Origin of the sequence: Paraburkholderia sp. 35.1 (genome assembly GCF_050436525.1) — a bacterium.
Lineage (GTDB): Bacteria > Pseudomonadota > Gammaproteobacteria > Burkholderiales > Burkholderiaceae > Paraburkholderia > Paraburkholderia tuberum.
In genome coordinates, this window is sequence record NZ_JBNDMJ010000002.1 from 2,271,524 (window position 1) to 2,285,631 (window position 14,108).

14 protein-coding genes are annotated in these 14,108 nt (G+C 64.6%); 12 read left to right on the forward strand and 2 right to left on the reverse strand.

Annotated elements, in window-relative coordinates:
* Window positions 1–3: 3 nt before the first annotated feature.
* The gene (locus OKW27_RS16350) at window positions 4–297 is read left to right on the forward strand and encodes a contact-dependent growth inhibition system immunity protein (RefSeq protein ID WP_429334090.1); all 294 of its coding nucleotides are present in this window, start codon (window positions 4–6) and stop codon (window positions 295–297) included.
* 29 nt (window positions 298–326) lie between these two features.
* Here OKW27_RS16350 and hpaR read toward each other — a convergent pair whose 3' ends face one another.
* Entirely contained in the window at window positions 327–734 is a 408-nt protein-coding gene (gene hpaR, locus OKW27_RS16355; protein WP_090806334.1) for a homoprotocatechuate degradation operon regulator HpaR, read from the reverse strand.
* A 191-nt stretch (window positions 735–925) separates the two neighbouring features.
* On the opposite strand from hpaR, the gene OKW27_RS16360 reads away from it, so the two are divergent.
* The 7 genes from OKW27_RS16360 (at window position 926) to hpaI (ending at window position 6,942) form a co-directional block, all read left to right on the forward strand.
* On the forward strand, window positions 926–1,699 hold the full coding sequence (locus tag OKW27_RS16360; protein ID WP_429334091.1) for a fumarylacetoacetate hydrolase family protein: 774 nt from the start codon (window positions 926–928) through the stop codon (window positions 1,697–1,699).
* On the forward strand, window positions 1,696–2,454 hold the full coding sequence (locus tag OKW27_RS16365; protein WP_090806337.1) for a fumarylacetoacetate hydrolase family protein: 759 nt from the start codon (window positions 1,696–1,698) through the stop codon (window positions 2,452–2,454). Before OKW27_RS16360 ends, OKW27_RS16365 begins: the two co-directional genes overlap by 4 nt.
* A 40-nt stretch (window positions 2,455–2,494) precedes the next feature.
* The gene (gene hpaE, locus OKW27_RS16370) at window positions 2,495–3,952 is read left to right on the forward strand and encodes a 5-carboxymethyl-2-hydroxymuconate semialdehyde dehydrogenase (RefSeq protein WP_429334092.1); all 1,458 of its coding nucleotides are present in this window, start codon (window positions 2,495–2,497) and stop codon (window positions 3,950–3,952) included.
* 83 nt (window positions 3,953–4,035) lie between these two features.
* Window positions 4,036–4,899 carry a 3,4-dihydroxyphenylacetate 2,3-dioxygenase gene (hpaD, locus tag OKW27_RS16375; protein ID WP_090806341.1) on the forward strand — a complete coding sequence of 288 codons (864 nt, stop codon included), beginning with the start codon at window positions 4,036–4,038 and terminating at the stop codon, window positions 4,897–4,899.
* 19 nt (window positions 4,900–4,918) lie between these two features.
* Window positions 4,919–5,317 (forward strand): 5-carboxymethyl-2-hydroxymuconate Delta-isomerase, encoded by a 399-nt coding sequence (locus OKW27_RS16380; RefSeq protein ID WP_090806343.1) that lies wholly within the window; start codon window positions 4,919–4,921, stop codon window positions 5,315–5,317.
* Window positions 5,318–5,324: 7 nt separating this feature from the next.
* Complete coding sequence (hpaH, locus tag OKW27_RS16385; protein WP_429334093.1) at window positions 5,325–6,128, forward strand: 2-oxo-hept-4-ene-1,7-dioate hydratase; 804 nt, start codon at window positions 5,325–5,327, stop codon at window positions 6,126–6,128.
* A gap of 10 nt (window positions 6,129–6,138) precedes the next feature.
* Window positions 6,139–6,942, forward strand: coding sequence for a 4-hydroxy-2-oxoheptanedioate aldolase (gene hpaI, locus OKW27_RS16390; RefSeq protein WP_429334094.1), 804 nt, complete (start codon window positions 6,139–6,141; stop codon window positions 6,940–6,942).
* Window positions 6,943–6,963: 21 nt separating this feature from the next.
* Here the strand turns inward: hpaI and OKW27_RS16395 are convergent, their stop codons facing one another.
* The gene (locus OKW27_RS16395) at window positions 6,964–9,285 is read right to left on the reverse strand and encodes an EAL domain-containing protein (RefSeq protein ID WP_429334095.1); all 2,322 of its coding nucleotides are present in this window, start codon (window positions 9,283–9,285) and stop codon (window positions 6,964–6,966) included.
* Window positions 9,286–9,784: 499 nt separating this feature from the next.
* Between OKW27_RS16395 and bcsD the strand changes: the two genes are divergently transcribed.
* From bcsD to bcsA, 4 genes are all read left to right on the forward strand, one after another.
* Window positions 9,785–10,240 carry a cellulose biosynthesis protein BcsD gene (gene bcsD, locus OKW27_RS16400; RefSeq protein ID WP_090806351.1) on the forward strand — a complete coding sequence of 152 codons (456 nt, stop codon included), beginning with the start codon at window positions 9,785–9,787 and terminating at the stop codon, window positions 10,238–10,240.
* Window positions 10,241–10,387: 147 nt separating this feature from the next.
* Complete coding sequence (gene bcsP / locus OKW27_RS16405; RefSeq protein WP_429334096.1) at window positions 10,388–11,116, forward strand: cellulose biosynthesis protein BcsP; 729 nt, start codon at window positions 10,388–10,390, stop codon at window positions 11,114–11,116.
* Window positions 11,113–11,901, forward strand: coding sequence for a cellulose biosynthesis protein BcsQ (bcsQ, locus tag OKW27_RS16410; RefSeq protein WP_090806355.1), 789 nt, complete (start codon window positions 11,113–11,115; stop codon window positions 11,899–11,901). Before bcsP ends, bcsQ begins: the two co-directional genes overlap by 4 nt.
* A complete protein-coding gene (gene bcsA / locus OKW27_RS16415) occupies window positions 11,898–14,105 on the forward strand; it encodes a UDP-forming cellulose synthase catalytic subunit (RefSeq protein ID WP_429334097.1) in 2,208 nt (735 codons plus the stop codon). The genes bcsQ and bcsA overlap by 4 nt, the downstream gene beginning before the upstream one ends.
* The last annotated feature ends 3 nt before the right edge of the window (window positions 14,106–14,108 follow it).

Below are 14,108 nucleotides of genomic sequence, written 5' to 3' on the forward strand. Positions count from 1 at the left end.
ACTGTGAAAGACGAATCACCTTACCCGAATCTGGATTTTCTGATTCATGGCTATTTCAATGAAGATTTCGATTTATGGGGCAATGACGTACAGGAAATTGTCACGTGCTTCAAAAAAGAGAGCGACAAGACCCTTCATAAGTTAGTCGTGGATGAAATCGATCGTTTTGCAAGCGACCATTCCGCCAACTTGGACGGATATTTTGAGGAAATCTATGGCCTCTACGTTGATCCCGAACCGTGGGGTCACACGACCGCCTCATTTCTCGATGAAGTGAAGCGTCTCCTGAGACAGTAGATAGCCCCAAACCTGCTGCGAAACGTCGGTCACTCATCCTCTTCCGACAACCCCGCCAACAGATCGTCGACCGCGCGATACACGCGCTCGACGATCTCCGGTCCCACCTTGCGCTCGAGCTCGCGATAGTGCGCCTCGAGATCCTTCGAAATCACGCGCACCAGGTCGACGCTCGTATCGGTCAGCGACACGAGCACGCGCCGCTGATCCTCCGCGAAACGTTCTTTCGTCACGAGTTCCATGCTCTCCATGCGCGCGAGCACGCCGGCCATGCTCGGGCTCGAAATCGTGCAGATGTCGGAGATGTGGCGCGGCTCCATCGGGCCGTGCTCGTTGAGCGCGCGAATCACTCGCCATTGCTGCTCGGTGAGTCCATGCGCGGTGATCAACGGACGAAAACGCTCCATCATTTTTTCGCGGGCGCGTAACAACAGCATCGGCAAATTGCGGTGCAAAACTCGGGTGGACGCAGCGGACATGGCGGCAAGGAATCAGAAAAAAACAGCTGTCGAAGCTTACGGGAAAACCCGCGATCAACCGGCAGCCTATTGACCGTCGATGATATCAAGCGGGATACTACTAACATCTTAGTGTTTTCGCAAAACTTTCGCCACGAGGCTGCGCATTTATGTTTGCCCTTGCCGATCATCTGCTGCATCCCGAAGGCGACGCGCTGTCTCGCGACGTGGACGCGCACACCGCGGCCGCGTTGCTGGCACGCGGCGTTGCGTGTCGCGCGCCGCTCAGCGGCGTCGTGTACGGCGCCCTGCTGAACGATCGCGCCGCCTTGAACGCGCTGGGCGACGCAGTGCATGCGGCACCGTACAAGGCACCGCCGAAAGCGCCGATTCTGTATCTGAAGCCGCGCAACACGCTGGCCGGGCATCGGGCGCGCGTGGTCGTGCCGGATAACACGCTCGGCGTCGAGGTCGGCGCGTCACTCGGCATCGTGATCGGCCGTACCGCGACGCGCGTCGGCGTCGAGCGCGCGGCGGACTACATCGCCGGCTATACGCTGGTCGGCGATCTGAGCGTGCCGCATACCAACGTGTATCGCCCGAACGTGCGACTGCGCGCATGCGACGGCTTCTGCGTGATCGGACCGGCGCTCGTCGCCGCGCGCCACGTCGCCGCGCCGGATCGGCTCGACATCGCCGTCTCGCTGAACCGCGCCGAACCGTTCACGGCAAGCACCGCAACCTCGGTGCGCAACGTCGCGCAATTGCTCGCCGACGTCACCGATTTCATGACGCTGAACGCGGGCGACGTGCTCACGCTCGGCGTCCGGCACGGCTCGCCGGTCGCGCACGTCGGCGATACGGCCACGCTGTCGATCGGCACGCTGCCGCCCTTGACCATATCGTTCATCGGCATGGATCAACGAAACGGAGAACTGTCATGATGCGCGGTCGCGTCGCCTATGCGGGAGCGATTCACGAAGCGTATCCGCACGAGCAGGGTGTGCGCCTAGCCGACGGCCGCGTGCGTCGCGAGGACGAAGTGGTCTGGCTTGCGCCGATCGAAGTCGGCACGATCTTCGCGCTCGGTCTGAACTACGCCGAGCACGCGAAGGAATTGCAGTTCAGCAAACAGGAAGAACCGCTGGTGTTTCTGAAGGGGCCCGGCACGGTGCTCGGCCATCGCGGCGTCACGCGTCGCCCCGCCGACGTCACGTTCATGCACTACGAGTGCGAGCTCGCGGTCGTGATCGGGCGAACCGCGCAAAACGTCGCGCGTGAAGACGCCATGCAGCACGTGGCGGGCTACATGATCGCGAACGACTACGCGATTCGCGACTACCTCGAAAACTACTATCGCCCGAATTTGCGCGTGAAGAATCGCGACGGCGGCACGGTGCTCGGCCCCTGGTTCGTCGACGCCGCCGACATCGCCGACGTCACGCAGCTCGAGCTGCGCACGTTCGTCAACGGCACGCGTCAGCAATGCGGCAATACGCGCGATCTCGTCACGGGCATCCGCGCACTGATCGAATACCTGAGCGGCTTCATGACGCTCGCGCCCGGCGACGTGATCCTGACCGGCACGCCCGAAGGCATCGTCAACGTCAACACGGGCGACGAAGTCGTCTGCGAAATCGACGGCCTCGGCCGGCTCGTCAACACGATCGCCTCGGACGCGGACTTCGGCCGCGCCTGATCGACAGCAAAAATCCACCGAACAGCGAAAGGACAAGGCAATGCCGATCGACCATCTGATCAACGGCGAGGCGTGCACCTCGAGCGACTATTTCGAAACCGTCAATCCGGCCACCCAGGAAGTGCTCGCCGAGGTCGCACGCGGCGGCGCGAAGGAGATCGATGCGGCCGTGCAAGCGGCCAAAGGCGCCTTCCCCGCCTGGGCCGCGAAACCCGCCGCGCAACGCGCGAAGCTGATTCGCAAACTCGGCGAGCTGATCACGAAGCACGTGCCGGAAATATCGGAGACCGAAACGAAGGACACCGGCCAGACGATCTCGCAGACCCGCAAGCAACTGGTGCCGCGCGCAGCCGACAACTTCAGCTATTTCGCCGAGATGTGCACGCGCGTCGACGGCCACACGTACCCGACCGACTCGCATCTGAACTACACGCTGTTTCATCCGGTCGGCGTGTGCGCGCTAATCTCGCCGTGGAACGTGCCGTTCATGACGGCCACCTGGAAGGTGGCGCCCTGCCTCGCGTTCGGCAACACCGGTGTGCTGAAGATGAGCGAGCTGTCGCCGCTGAGCGCCTCGATGCTCGGCAAGCTCGCGCTCGAAGCGGGCATCCCGGCGGGCGTGCTGAACGTCGTGCACGGCTATGGCAAGGAAGCGGGCGAGCCACTCGTCGCGCATCGCGACGTGCGCGCGGTGTCGTTCACCGGGTCGACCGCGACCGGCAATCGCATCGTGCAAACCGCAGGCCTGAAGAAGTTCTCGATGGAGCTTGGCGGCAAGTCGCCGTTCGTGATCTTCGACGACGCCGACTTCGAACGCGCGCTCGACGCCGCGGTGTTCATGATCTTCTCGAACAATGGCGAGCGCTGCACCGCGGGCTCGCGCATTCTCGTGCAGCGCTCCATTTACGCGCGGTTTGCCGAGCGCTTCGTCGAGCGCGCGAAGCGCCTGACGGTGGGCGATCCGCTCGCGGACAGCACGATCGTCGGCCCGATGATCAGCCAGGGGCATCTCGCGAAAGTGCGCAGTTATATCGAGCTCGGCCCGAAGGAAGGTGCCACGCTTGCGTGCGGCGGGCTCGATACGCCCGAGTTGCCCGACGCCTTGCGTCACGGCAATTTCGTCACGCCGACCGTGTTCGTCGACGTCGACAACCGTATGCGCATCGCGCAGGAAGAGATCTTCGGACCGGTCGCGTGCCTGATTCCGTTCGACGATGAAGCCGAGGCGATCCGTCTCGCCAACGATATTACGTATGGTCTGTCGAGCTATATCTGGACCGAGAACACGGGCCGCGCGTTGCGCGTGGCGGCCGCCGTCGAAGCCGGCATGTGCTTCGTGAACAGCCAGAACGTGCGCGATCTGCGCCAGCCGTTCGGCGGCACGAAGGCGTCGGGTGTGGGCCGTGAAGGCGGGACGTGGAGTTATGAAGTGTTCCTCGAACCGAAGAACGTCTGCGTGTCGCTCGGCTCGCATCATATTCCGCGCTGGGGCGTTTAATCGCGACGTCAAACGAAATTGCTAAAGCATGGGACCGGAGTAAGAGCTGAACGCTCTAACTCCGCTCGACATTGGAGACCGCGATGGGCAAACTGGCGTTGGCAGCAAAAGTTACACACGTGCCGTCGTTGTATTTATCCGAGCTCGACGGTCCGCACAAGGGTTGCCGTCAGGCCGCGATCGACGGACACCATGAAATCGGCCGACGCTGCCGCGAACTTGGCGTCGATACGATCGTCGTGTTCGACGTGCACTGGCTAGTGAATAGCGAATACCACATCAATTGCGCGCCGAAGTTCGAAGGCGTGTACACGAGCAACGAGCTGCCGCATTTCATCAGGAACATGCCGTACGCGTATCCGGGCAATGTCGGGCTTGGTCAGCTGATCGCGGACGTCGCCAACGAGATGGGCGTGAAAAGCCGGGCGCACAGCGAGACCACGCTCGAGCTCGAATACGGCACGCTGGTGCCGATGCGCTATATGAACGGCGATCAGCACTTCAAGGCGGTGTCGGTGGCGGGCTGGTGCATGTGGCACGACCTCGCGACCAGCGCGCGTTTCGGCCTCGCGGTACGCAAGGCCATCGAAGAACGCTACGACGGTACGGTGGCCATTCTCGCGAGCGGCTCGCTGTCGCATCACTTCGCGAACAACGGCACCGCCGAGCAGTTCATGCACAAAGTCTGGAGCCCGTTCCTCGAACAGATGGATCGCAGCGTGGTGCGCATGTGGGAAGCCGGCGACTGGAAGACCTTCTGCGACATGCTGCCGCTCTACAACGAGAAATGTTGGGGCGAAGGCGGCATGCACGATACCGCGATGCTGCTCGGTGCGCTCGGCTGGGATCGTTACGACGGCAAGGTCGAAGTCGTCACGCCTTATTTCGGCAGTTCGGGCACCGGCCAGATCAACGCGATCTTCCCGGTCACGCCGCTACCCGTCTGACACTCGCGAAGGAATCGCCATGCCTCACTTGACACTCGAATACAGCGCCAACCTCGCGGACGCGCAACGCCTCGGCGAACTCTGCAAAGACCTCGCGCAGTGCCTCGACGCGCAGCGCGATAACGGCGAGCGCGTCTATCCGCTCGGCGGCATCCGCGTGCGCGCGCTGCGCTGCGACCAGTACTGCATCGCCGATGGGCGGCCCGACGCCGCGTTCCTGCACGCGAATCTGAAGATCGGCGCGGGCCGCCCGGAGGCCGTCAAGAAGGCGACCGGCGACGCGCTGTTCGCGCTGATCAAGCAGCGCTTCGCCACTGAGTTCGAACGGCAGGGGCTCGCGTTGTCGCTCGAAATCAACGAGTTCAGCGAAGCGGGCACCTGGAAGCACAACAATCTGCACGCGCGGTTCAAGGGCTGACATCATCATGCTAGACGAACAAACCATTCGCGACCTCGCCGCGCAACTCGATCACGCGGAAAAGACCCGCACGCAGCTGCGGCATTTTTCCGCGCAGTATCCAGAGATGACCGTACAGGACGGCTACGCGATACAACGCGAGTGGGTCAAGCTGAAACTCGCCGAAGGCCACGTAATCAAGGGCAGGAAGATCGGCCTGACGTCGCGCGCGATGCAGCGCTCGTCGCAGATCGACGAACCGGACTACGCGCCCCTGCTCGACAGTATGTTCATCGAAAGCGGCGAGGACATTCGCGTGGATCGCTTCATCGCGCCGCGCGTCGAAGTAGAACTCGCGTTCTTGCTGAACAAACCGCTGAAGGGCCCCGGCGTCACGCTGTTCGCTGTGCTCGACGCGACCGCGTACGTGAGCCCGGCCGTCGAAATCATCGACGCGCGCATCGAGCAGTTCGATCGCGAAACACGCGCGCCGCGCAAGGTCCATGACACGATCTCCGACTTCGCCGCGAACGCGGGCGTCGTGCTCGGCGGCCGGCCGGTGCGTCCGCTCGACGTCGACCTGCGCTGGGTCGGCGCGCTGCTGTACAAGAACGGCGCGGTCGAGGAAAGCGGGCTCGCGGCGGCGGTGCTCAACCATCCGGCCACCGGCGTCGCGTGGCTCGCCAACAAAATTGCTCCGCATGACGAATCGTTGAATGCGGGCGACGTGATCCTGAGCGGCTCGTTCACGAGCCCGGTTCCCGCCCGCGCGGGCGACACGTTCCACATCGACTATGGCCCGCTCGGCGGCATCGGTTTGAATTTCATCTGAACGCATCAATATGTCCTTGCCGAACAACCCCTTCAAGCGCGCGCTCGCCGAAGGCAGACCGCAGTTCGGCCTGTGGGCCGCGCTCGCCGATGCCTACGTGACCGAGCTGCTCGCCACCGCCGGCTTCGACTGGCTGCTGATCGACAACGAGCACGCACCGAACGACGTACGCAGCACGCTGTCGCAATTACAGGCGGTCGCCGCGTATCCGTCGCATCCGGTCGTGCGGCCGTTACGCAGCGACGCCGCGCTGATCAAGCAGTTGCTCGACATCGGCGCGCAAACGCTGCTGCTGCCAATGATCGACACGGCCGCGCAAGCGCTCGATGCGGTCGCGGCCACGCGTTATCCGCCACAAGGCATTCGCGGCGTCGGCAGCGCGCTCGCGCGTGCGTCGCGCTGGAATCGCGTGCCCGGCTATCTGGACACCGCCGCCGACGAACTGTGCGTGATCGTGCAGGCGGAGACCGTGCAGGGCCTCGACAATCTCGTGGAGATCGCGCATGTGGATGGCGTCGACGGCGTGTTTTTCGGGCCGTCGGATCTGAGCGCGTCGATGGGATTGCTCGGCAAGCCGGGCGACGCGCGCGTGCGCGACGCGATTCGCCACGGCATCGACACCGTGCGCACCGCTGGCAAGGCAGCGGGCGTGCTCGCCCCTGATCCCGCGCTGGCGGCCGAATATCTGGCGGCGGGCGCGACCTTCGTCGCGGTCGGCACGGACACCGGCTTGCTGAGCCGCGCGGCCGCGGACCTCGCCGCGTCGTACAAGGAGCTGGCGGCGAGCGCGCCGCAGGTCAAAGGCGGGTATTGAAGCGAAAGCCTTTCACTTCCCCTACTCGCTCGCCGGCCAAGGCAAGCCTCGCGCCGACCAATCCAGCTCGACCCCCATCACACAGCGCCCGCTCGCCAGCTGCACGGCAAGTGTCACTGCGATGCACGGCCGCCCGCTCGCGAGCGACAGATAAGAATTACTGGTGACCGCCTCGCCGGGCAGCAGCACCGCATTGCGGAAGTACGGCCGATGATCCCAGCGCGCATCGCTCGGATTCGCGACCGGCTGCAGCGACGCCGCGTCCTCGCACCATGCGGACCCGCGCACCTCGTGACCGATCTGGCGGCCGGTGCCGTCGAGGATGAAACAGCTGATGCAACGCTTGAAGGTGGCGAGCAGCGCGAACGCGTCGTCCATCATGGCGCCGGCGCGCAAGCCGTCGGCCGCGCGCCGCAGTTCGAGCCGGTACGGCTCCATTTCGGATTCGAACAACGCATGCTGATGCGCACGGCCCTGCGCGATCACGTCGAACGCATCGTCGATCTGGCGATGCACCGACTCGGGCGGCGCGATCTCTGCCGCGGGCCGCCCTAGCAGATAGCCCTGCGCGAAATCGACATTCGACTCGACCGCGAGAATCAGCTCGTCGGCCGTCTCGACGCCTTCGACGACCACCAGCATCCCCGCCTGGTGCAGCAGCGACACGAGTTTCGGCAGGATCGGCTGCTGCGTGCCGTACGTGGTCGCGCGAATCAGCTCGCCGTCGAGCTTGACGAGGTCCGGCCGGATCCGCAGCAGCCGGTCGAGATTCGACTGGCCCGCGCCGAAGTCGTCGACTGCGATCAGGAAGCCGTGCTGGCGATAGCGCGCCGCCGCGCGCGACATCTCGTCGACGCTGCCGCCATGCGATTCGAGAATCTCCAGAATCACGCGCTCGGGTTCGAGCCCCGCGGCGCGCACGATCTTCGTCAACTGGTCGGCGTAGCCTTCGGCGACGAAGGTGGACGGCAGGATGTTCAGGAACAGCCACGCGTCGCCGGGCAGCGCGCGACGCGCGTTGCCGAGATGCACCGCGTGGCTCGCGCGGTCGAGCGCGCCTTCGTCGCTCGACGGCTTCGGCGCGAACATCACGACCGGCGGCACCAGCGTGCCGTCGCCATGCTCTCCGCGCAGCAGCGCCTCGAAGCCGACCTGCTTCTGATGCGATAGGCTGTAGAGCGGCTGAAAGTGCGAGATCAGAAAGAAGTCTTCCCAGCGGTAGCGCGCCGCGTCGGCGCTCGGATCGCCGAACGGTGACTGCAGCGCGTCGAACGGCAGCGCGCGTTCCGCGCAGACACGGTTGCGGCCCGTCTGCTTCGCGCGCAGCAAGGCTTCGTCCGCGCGATCGAGCAGCATCATGAAGCTTTCGCCGCGCCGATGCTCGGCGACGCCGAAGCTCGCGGTCAGATGGCCGTCCGGCCGTTCGATCGCGGCGATGTCGAGGCGCAGCCGCTCGGCGATCTGCAGCGCGCCGGTGAGATCATTGTCGAGCAGCAGCGCGAATTCCTCGCCGCCGATGCGGCTCACGCTTGGGTAGAGCGCAACCGCGTCCTTCAGCACCTGCGCGACCTGGAACAGCGCATGGTCGCCGACCGCATGACCGAAGCGGTCGTTGAGCGACTTGAAGCTGTCGATGTCGAGAAAGATCGCGCTGATCTGCGCCCCTGGCGCCAGCGTCTCGAGGCGTCCCTGCGCGTGCTTGACGAACGAGCGACGATTTTGCAGGCCGGTCAGCGGATCGGTCGCCGCGAGTTGCGCGAGCTGGCTCTCGAGCAGAAAGTGATTGCGCCGGAAACGGTAGAAGCCGAAATGGAATACCACCGCCGTCGGCGCACCGATCGCGATGAGCCACGTCCACACGGCCGCGTCGACCTCGGGCGTATGAGCTTTGCCGCGCAGCAGCGCGATGGCCGCCGCGTAGAACACCACGCTGCCGGTGACGAAATGCGCGGGCGTGAGCCATAGCGGCGCCGCGCAGATCGGTATCACCACGAATGCGGGCAATAGCCACGGCAACGGATGCGCGAGGCCCTTCGCATTCAGCACGAGCCCGGCGATCAGCACCAGTTCGTACGCGACGCCGATCGCGCCGAACAGCGCCGTCGACTTCGCGCGCGGGATCGCCAGCACCAGCAGCGCGAGCAGGAGCGCGCATAGCAGCCGGTACGCGAGCGGCCCGGCCGGTGCGCCGACCAGTTCGCGCGCCGTTACCGTGCACAGGAACGCAACCACCGTGAAGCCCATCGTCACGAGGGAAAGCGGCCGCTGATGGTCGAGCGAGCGCCGGTGAAAGCGCTCACGCATGCTTGGCTCGGGCAGGTGCTGCGTCGGGATGGCAGACATAGATGGTTGATCAGGGTTTCCGGTCACTCGCCAATAGTTATCGGCAAACGTTCGATAAACATTTATGGCTAACGTAACACGACGTATAAATTCGGCGCCTGCGTGCCGAACGACGCCGCGCCGATCTTTCGCGCGACTCACCATCCGCCGAATGCATGATTAAAAGACTAAAGCTCAAAGCAGGCCGGATTGCCGGCTAATACACCTATGGTTCCGCAAGCCTTTTCGCGCGCCAGGCGAAGATTAACCTTTCAATTTCTTTTAAGCAGCAAAAATTACGCAATTCATGTGGCTCGATTGCGCGCTTATTACCGTATAAGCCGAGCAATGGAAAGTGGCTAAAAGCGTGTGTCTTAAGTAGACTGCTTGCAATGTGTGCCGGACACCCTAGACAACCCGGTAGAAATGACGTAATCGGCGCCCCGTTGCCGAACGACTCCAATGCTCAATGGCTGTCACGTCCGCAATGTGCAACGGGCCGCGACCACTTCCGGAAAACATGGTCCCAATCCTCAACTATCTGCTCGAACGCCAAATCTCGCCGCAATGGCGCGGCATGCTGAGCGCGCTGGCGAGCGAGTTCGAAGCGCAAATCGGACACGACGAGCTGCGCCAGCTGATGCATCGCGTCGGCAGCCGTTTCGCGCTCGCGTATCCGCTGCCCGCCTGCGCATCGACGGCCGAGCTCGAGCAGGTGTTGAATTCTTACTGGCATCAGATGGATTGGGGTTACGTCGCGCTCGCCGATGAGGCGGAGTCGCTGCGCATCATTCACTATTGCGCGCCGCTGCCCGCCTTCGGCGAATCGGCGCTCGCCTGGACGCCGGCATTTCTCGAAGGCGCCTATCAGACGTGGTTGAGCGCGTTGGGCGCGCAGGGTTTGTCGGTCGTGCAGACGAGCGCGTTCGGCGAGGACAGCTCGCTCGAATTCCGCCTCGGCCGTCACCCCGCCTGAGCACCAGCGGGTGCTGCACGCGTACGTGCGAACGAGCGTGCGACGGCGATACAGCCGCCACGCAGAATCAGGGAAGGCAGTTCAAACAAACAGCACCCCGAGCAGTCGGTTTGGGGCCATGCACGGTATGTAAGAGACGACGGCATCATGAGTTCATCGAGCGACATCGAAAAACTGTTCGAGCAATTTGGCGGCGACGCCAACGCGTACCAGGAGATCGGCCGCGAGAACGACGCGCGCACCGCGCGCACTCGTTGGCCGCTGCTCGTGACGCTCGATCTGACGCAACCGGCCATTCCGGCAATCGGCCAGCTTCGCGACGCGAAACCACAGCCGCCTATAACCGTGGCGCCACGGGCCGCCGTCCACGAGGACACGACACCGAAGGACATGGCATCCGTGACGCGCGCGAAGGCACCGCTGTTCACGCGTCCGCACCGGCGTGACATTCCACCGGTACCTGTGGCCGCAGCCCAGCCCGCGGCGCCGAGCGGCGCGTCACGCTTCCGCACGGCCGACGAACTCGACGAGGCGGCCGCGCAAACGATTGCGCCTGTCGCGCCAGGCAGGACACGCCCCGCCGCGCCCGCTCATGGCAGCGCGAGCACGGCACCGGCATCGTCGATGCCACCGCCACCAGCCCCGCAACCCACCTATACGGCCCAACCCGCGCAACCGGCCCAACCGCCGTCGATCCTCGGCAAGATGTTTGCAGCGCAAACCCCGAGCGCGCCGCCGCAAGCGGCCGCGGCCGCGTCGCTGAACTCGGTGTTCGACCGTCTGCGCGGCACGTCCGCCCAAGGCACGCAAGCACCCGCCGGCACCGCGCGCGGCGGCTTCGCCTCGTGGCTCACCAACGGTCCGCGTCGCTCATGAAAGTCATTGCCGTGGTGTCCGCCAAAGGGGGGGTCGGCAAGACCACCCTCGCCGCCAATCTCGCCTCCGTGCTCGCCAACAGCGGCCGGCGTGTGATTGCACTCGATCTCGATCCTCAGAACGCCCTGCGGCTGCACTTCGGCGTGCCGCTCGACAGCATCGACGGCCTGTCGCGCGCGACTCTCTCGGGCAACCCGTGGCAAACGGTGATGTTCGACGGTATCGACGGCGTGACCGTGCTGCCGTACGGCGCGCTGCTGGAGGACGACCGCCGCCGCCTCGAGGCGCAGATCGACCAGCATCCGCAATGGCTCGCGCAGTCGCTGCAGCACCTGCGGCTCGATGCGTCCGACATCGTGATCGTCGATACGCCGCCCGGCTCGTCGACCTACGTGCGAACCGCGCTGAGCGCGGCCACCTTCGCGTTGAACATCGTGCTCGCCGACGCCGCGTCGTACGCGGCGATCCCGCAGATGGAGCGGCTGATCGAAACCTACGCGGCGCCGCGCGCGGACTTCGGCGGCGTCGGCTACGTGATCAACCAGATCGACCAATCCCGCCAGTTGACCAAGGACGTGCTGAAGGTGCTGCGTCAGATGCTCGCCGGCAAGGTGTTCCCCGGCGTGATCCATCTCGACGAAGGCGTCAGCGAAGCGCTCGCCTGCGACACCACGCTGATCCATTACGATCCGCTGAGCCAGGCCGCCGCCGATTTCCGCGCATGCGCCGCCTGGCTCATGGCGGCGCTCGACGCGATCGCCGCCCGGCCAAGGAACGTCGCATGAGCAGTCCAGCCTCCTCGCGCGAGCCCGAGGGCGGCGAGCCGTCGCGGTTCCAACGCTTCATCGACGCAAGCTTCTGGAACAGCCGCATCGTCACCGCGCTCGTCACGATGCTCGCGCTGTACATGCTGTACTTCGTGTTCACGGTGCCGCTCGAGTTCTATCAGCAGCTGACCTTCGCGACCCTGTGCTTCGTGCTCGCGCTGCTGTTTCGCCGTCGTCCCGGCCGCTACGCGACGATGGTGATGATCATGCTGTCGATCGTCGCGTCGGGCCGCTACATGTACTGGCGGCTGACCGAAACGACCTACTGGGAGCATCCGCTCGACGCCGCCTGGGGTCTGCTGCTGGTGTCCGCCGAGCTCTACGCGACGATCGTGCTGATGCTCGGCTACTTCCAGACCGCGTGGCCGCTCAAGCGCAAACCAATGCCGCTGCCCGCCAATCGCGACGAATGGCCGACCGTCGACGTGTTCATCCCGACCTACAACGAGCCGCTCGCCGTCGTGAAGCCGACCATCTACGCGGCGCTCGCGCTCGACTACCCGGCCGACAAGATGTCGATCCACGTGCTCGACGACGGCCGCCGCGCCGAGTTCAAGGCGTTCTGCGAGGAAGTCGGCGTGAACTGGACGATCCGCACGCACAATCGCCACGCGAAGGCCGGCAACATCAACGAGGCGCTGAAGATCACGAGCGGCGAGTACCTCGCGATCTTCGACTGCGATCACATCCCGACCCGCTCGTTCCTGCAGATCGGCCTCGGCTGGTTCCTGCGCGACAAGCTGCTGTCGATGCTGCAAACGCCGCACCACTTCTTCTCCGCCGACCCGTTCGAGCGCAACCTCGGCACTTTCCGCAAGGTGCCGAACGAAGGCGAGCTGTTCTACGGCCTCGTGCAGGACGGCAACGATCTGTGGAACGCGACGTTCTTCTGCGGCTCGTGCGCGCTGCTGCGCCGGAGCATGGTCGACGAGATCGGCGGCATCGCGGTGGAGACCGTCACCGAGGACGCGCACACCGCGCTGAAGCTGCACCGCCTCGGCTACACCACCGCGTATCTGGCGATTCCGCAGGCCGCCGGCCTCGCGACCGAAAGCCTGTCGGGCCACATCGGCCAGCGCATCCGCTGGGCGCGCGGCATGACGCAGATCTTCCGCATCGACAATCCGCTCACCGGCAAGGGGCTGAAGATCGGCCAGCGGCTGTGTTACCTGAACGCGATGATGCACTTCTTCTACGGCGTGCCGCGTCTCGTGTTCCTGACCGCGCCGCTGTCGTATCTGTTCTTCGGCGCGCATGTGATCGAGGCGGCGGCCAGCACGATCGCGATCTACGCGCTGCCGCACATGATGCACGCGAGCATCACCAACTCGCGGATGCAGCGCCTGTTCCGCCATTCGTTCTGGGCCGAGGTGTACGAGTCGGTGCTGGCGTCGTACATCACCGCGCCGACGCTGCTCGCGCTGATCAACCCGAAGCTCGGCAAGTTCAACGTGACGGCCAAGGGCGGCGTGATCGAGAAGAGCTACTTCGACTGGTCGATCTCGCGGCCGTATCTGTTCCTGCTGCTGCTGAACCTGCTCGGTTTCCTCGCGGGTCTCATGCACATCTACATGAACTGGCACGTGCGCAGCATCGTCGAGACCACACTGCTCAATCTCGCGTGGACCAGCTACAACATGCTGATCCTCGGCGCGAGCGTGGCCGCCGCGAGCGAGCGCCGCCAGATCCGCGCGGTGCCGCGCGTCGCGATGAAGATGCCCGTGATGCTGAAGTTCTCGACCGGCCGCACGCTCGCGTGCGAAACGATCGACTACTCGGAAGGCGGCGTCGGCGTCGCGCTGCCCAGCACCATCGAAGTGCCGATGCAGGAGCGCGTGACCGTGTCGCTGTTCCGCGGCGACGAAGAGTACGCGTTCCCCGCCACCGTCAGTTTTACCGAGCCGGGACGCGTGGGGCTGCGCTTTTCGTCGATGTCGCGCGAACAGGAGTACGAGTTCGTCAAAACCACCTTCGCCCGCGCGGACGCGTGGACCGGCTGGGCCGAGGGACGCGAGACGGACACACCGCTGCGCGGCCTGTCGCACGTGCTGAAGGTCGGTGTGCGCGGCATCGCGGGGCTGTTCGAACATCTGTATGACGACTTGCGCAGTTCGATCAAAAGCCGTCCCGCGGACGTCAAGAAGCTAAAAACGAAAGACTGATCT

Coding starts and splice junctions, on each gene's coding strand:
- hpaR (WP_090806334.1), bottom strand. CDS start 734: ATGCTGTTGTTACGCGCCCGCGAAAAAATGATGGAGCGTTTTCGTCCG.
- OKW27_RS16360 (WP_429334091.1), top strand. CDS start 926: ATGTTTGCCCTTGCCGATCATCTGCTGCATCCCGAAGGCGACGCGCTG.
- OKW27_RS16365 (WP_090806337.1), top strand. CDS start 1,696: ATGATGCGCGGTCGCGTCGCCTATGCGGGAGCGATTCACGAAGCGTAT.
- hpaE (WP_429334092.1), top strand. CDS start 2,495: ATGCCGATCGACCATCTGATCAACGGCGAGGCGTGCACCTCGAGCGAC.
- hpaD (WP_090806341.1), top strand. CDS start 4,036: ATGGGCAAACTGGCGTTGGCAGCAAAAGTTACACACGTGCCGTCGTTG.
- OKW27_RS16380 (WP_090806343.1), top strand. CDS start 4,919: ATGCCTCACTTGACACTCGAATACAGCGCCAACCTCGCGGACGCGCAA.
- hpaH (WP_429334093.1), top strand. CDS start 5,325: ATGCTAGACGAACAAACCATTCGCGACCTCGCCGCGCAACTCGATCAC.
- hpaI (WP_429334094.1), top strand. CDS start 6,139: ATGTCCTTGCCGAACAACCCCTTCAAGCGCGCGCTCGCCGAAGGCAGA.
- OKW27_RS16395 (WP_429334095.1), bottom strand. CDS start 9,285: ATGTCTGCCATCCCGACGCAGCACCTGCCCGAGCCAAGCATGCGTGAG.
- bcsD (WP_090806351.1), top strand. CDS start 9,785: ATGGTCCCAATCCTCAACTATCTGCTCGAACGCCAAATCTCGCCGCAA.
- bcsP (WP_429334096.1), top strand. CDS start 10,388: ATGAGTTCATCGAGCGACATCGAAAAACTGTTCGAGCAATTTGGCGGC.
- bcsQ (WP_090806355.1), top strand. CDS start 11,113: ATGAAAGTCATTGCCGTGGTGTCCGCCAAAGGGGGGGTCGGCAAGACC.
- bcsA (WP_429334097.1), top strand. CDS start 11,898: ATGAGCAGTCCAGCCTCCTCGCGCGAGCCCGAGGGCGGCGAGCCGTCG.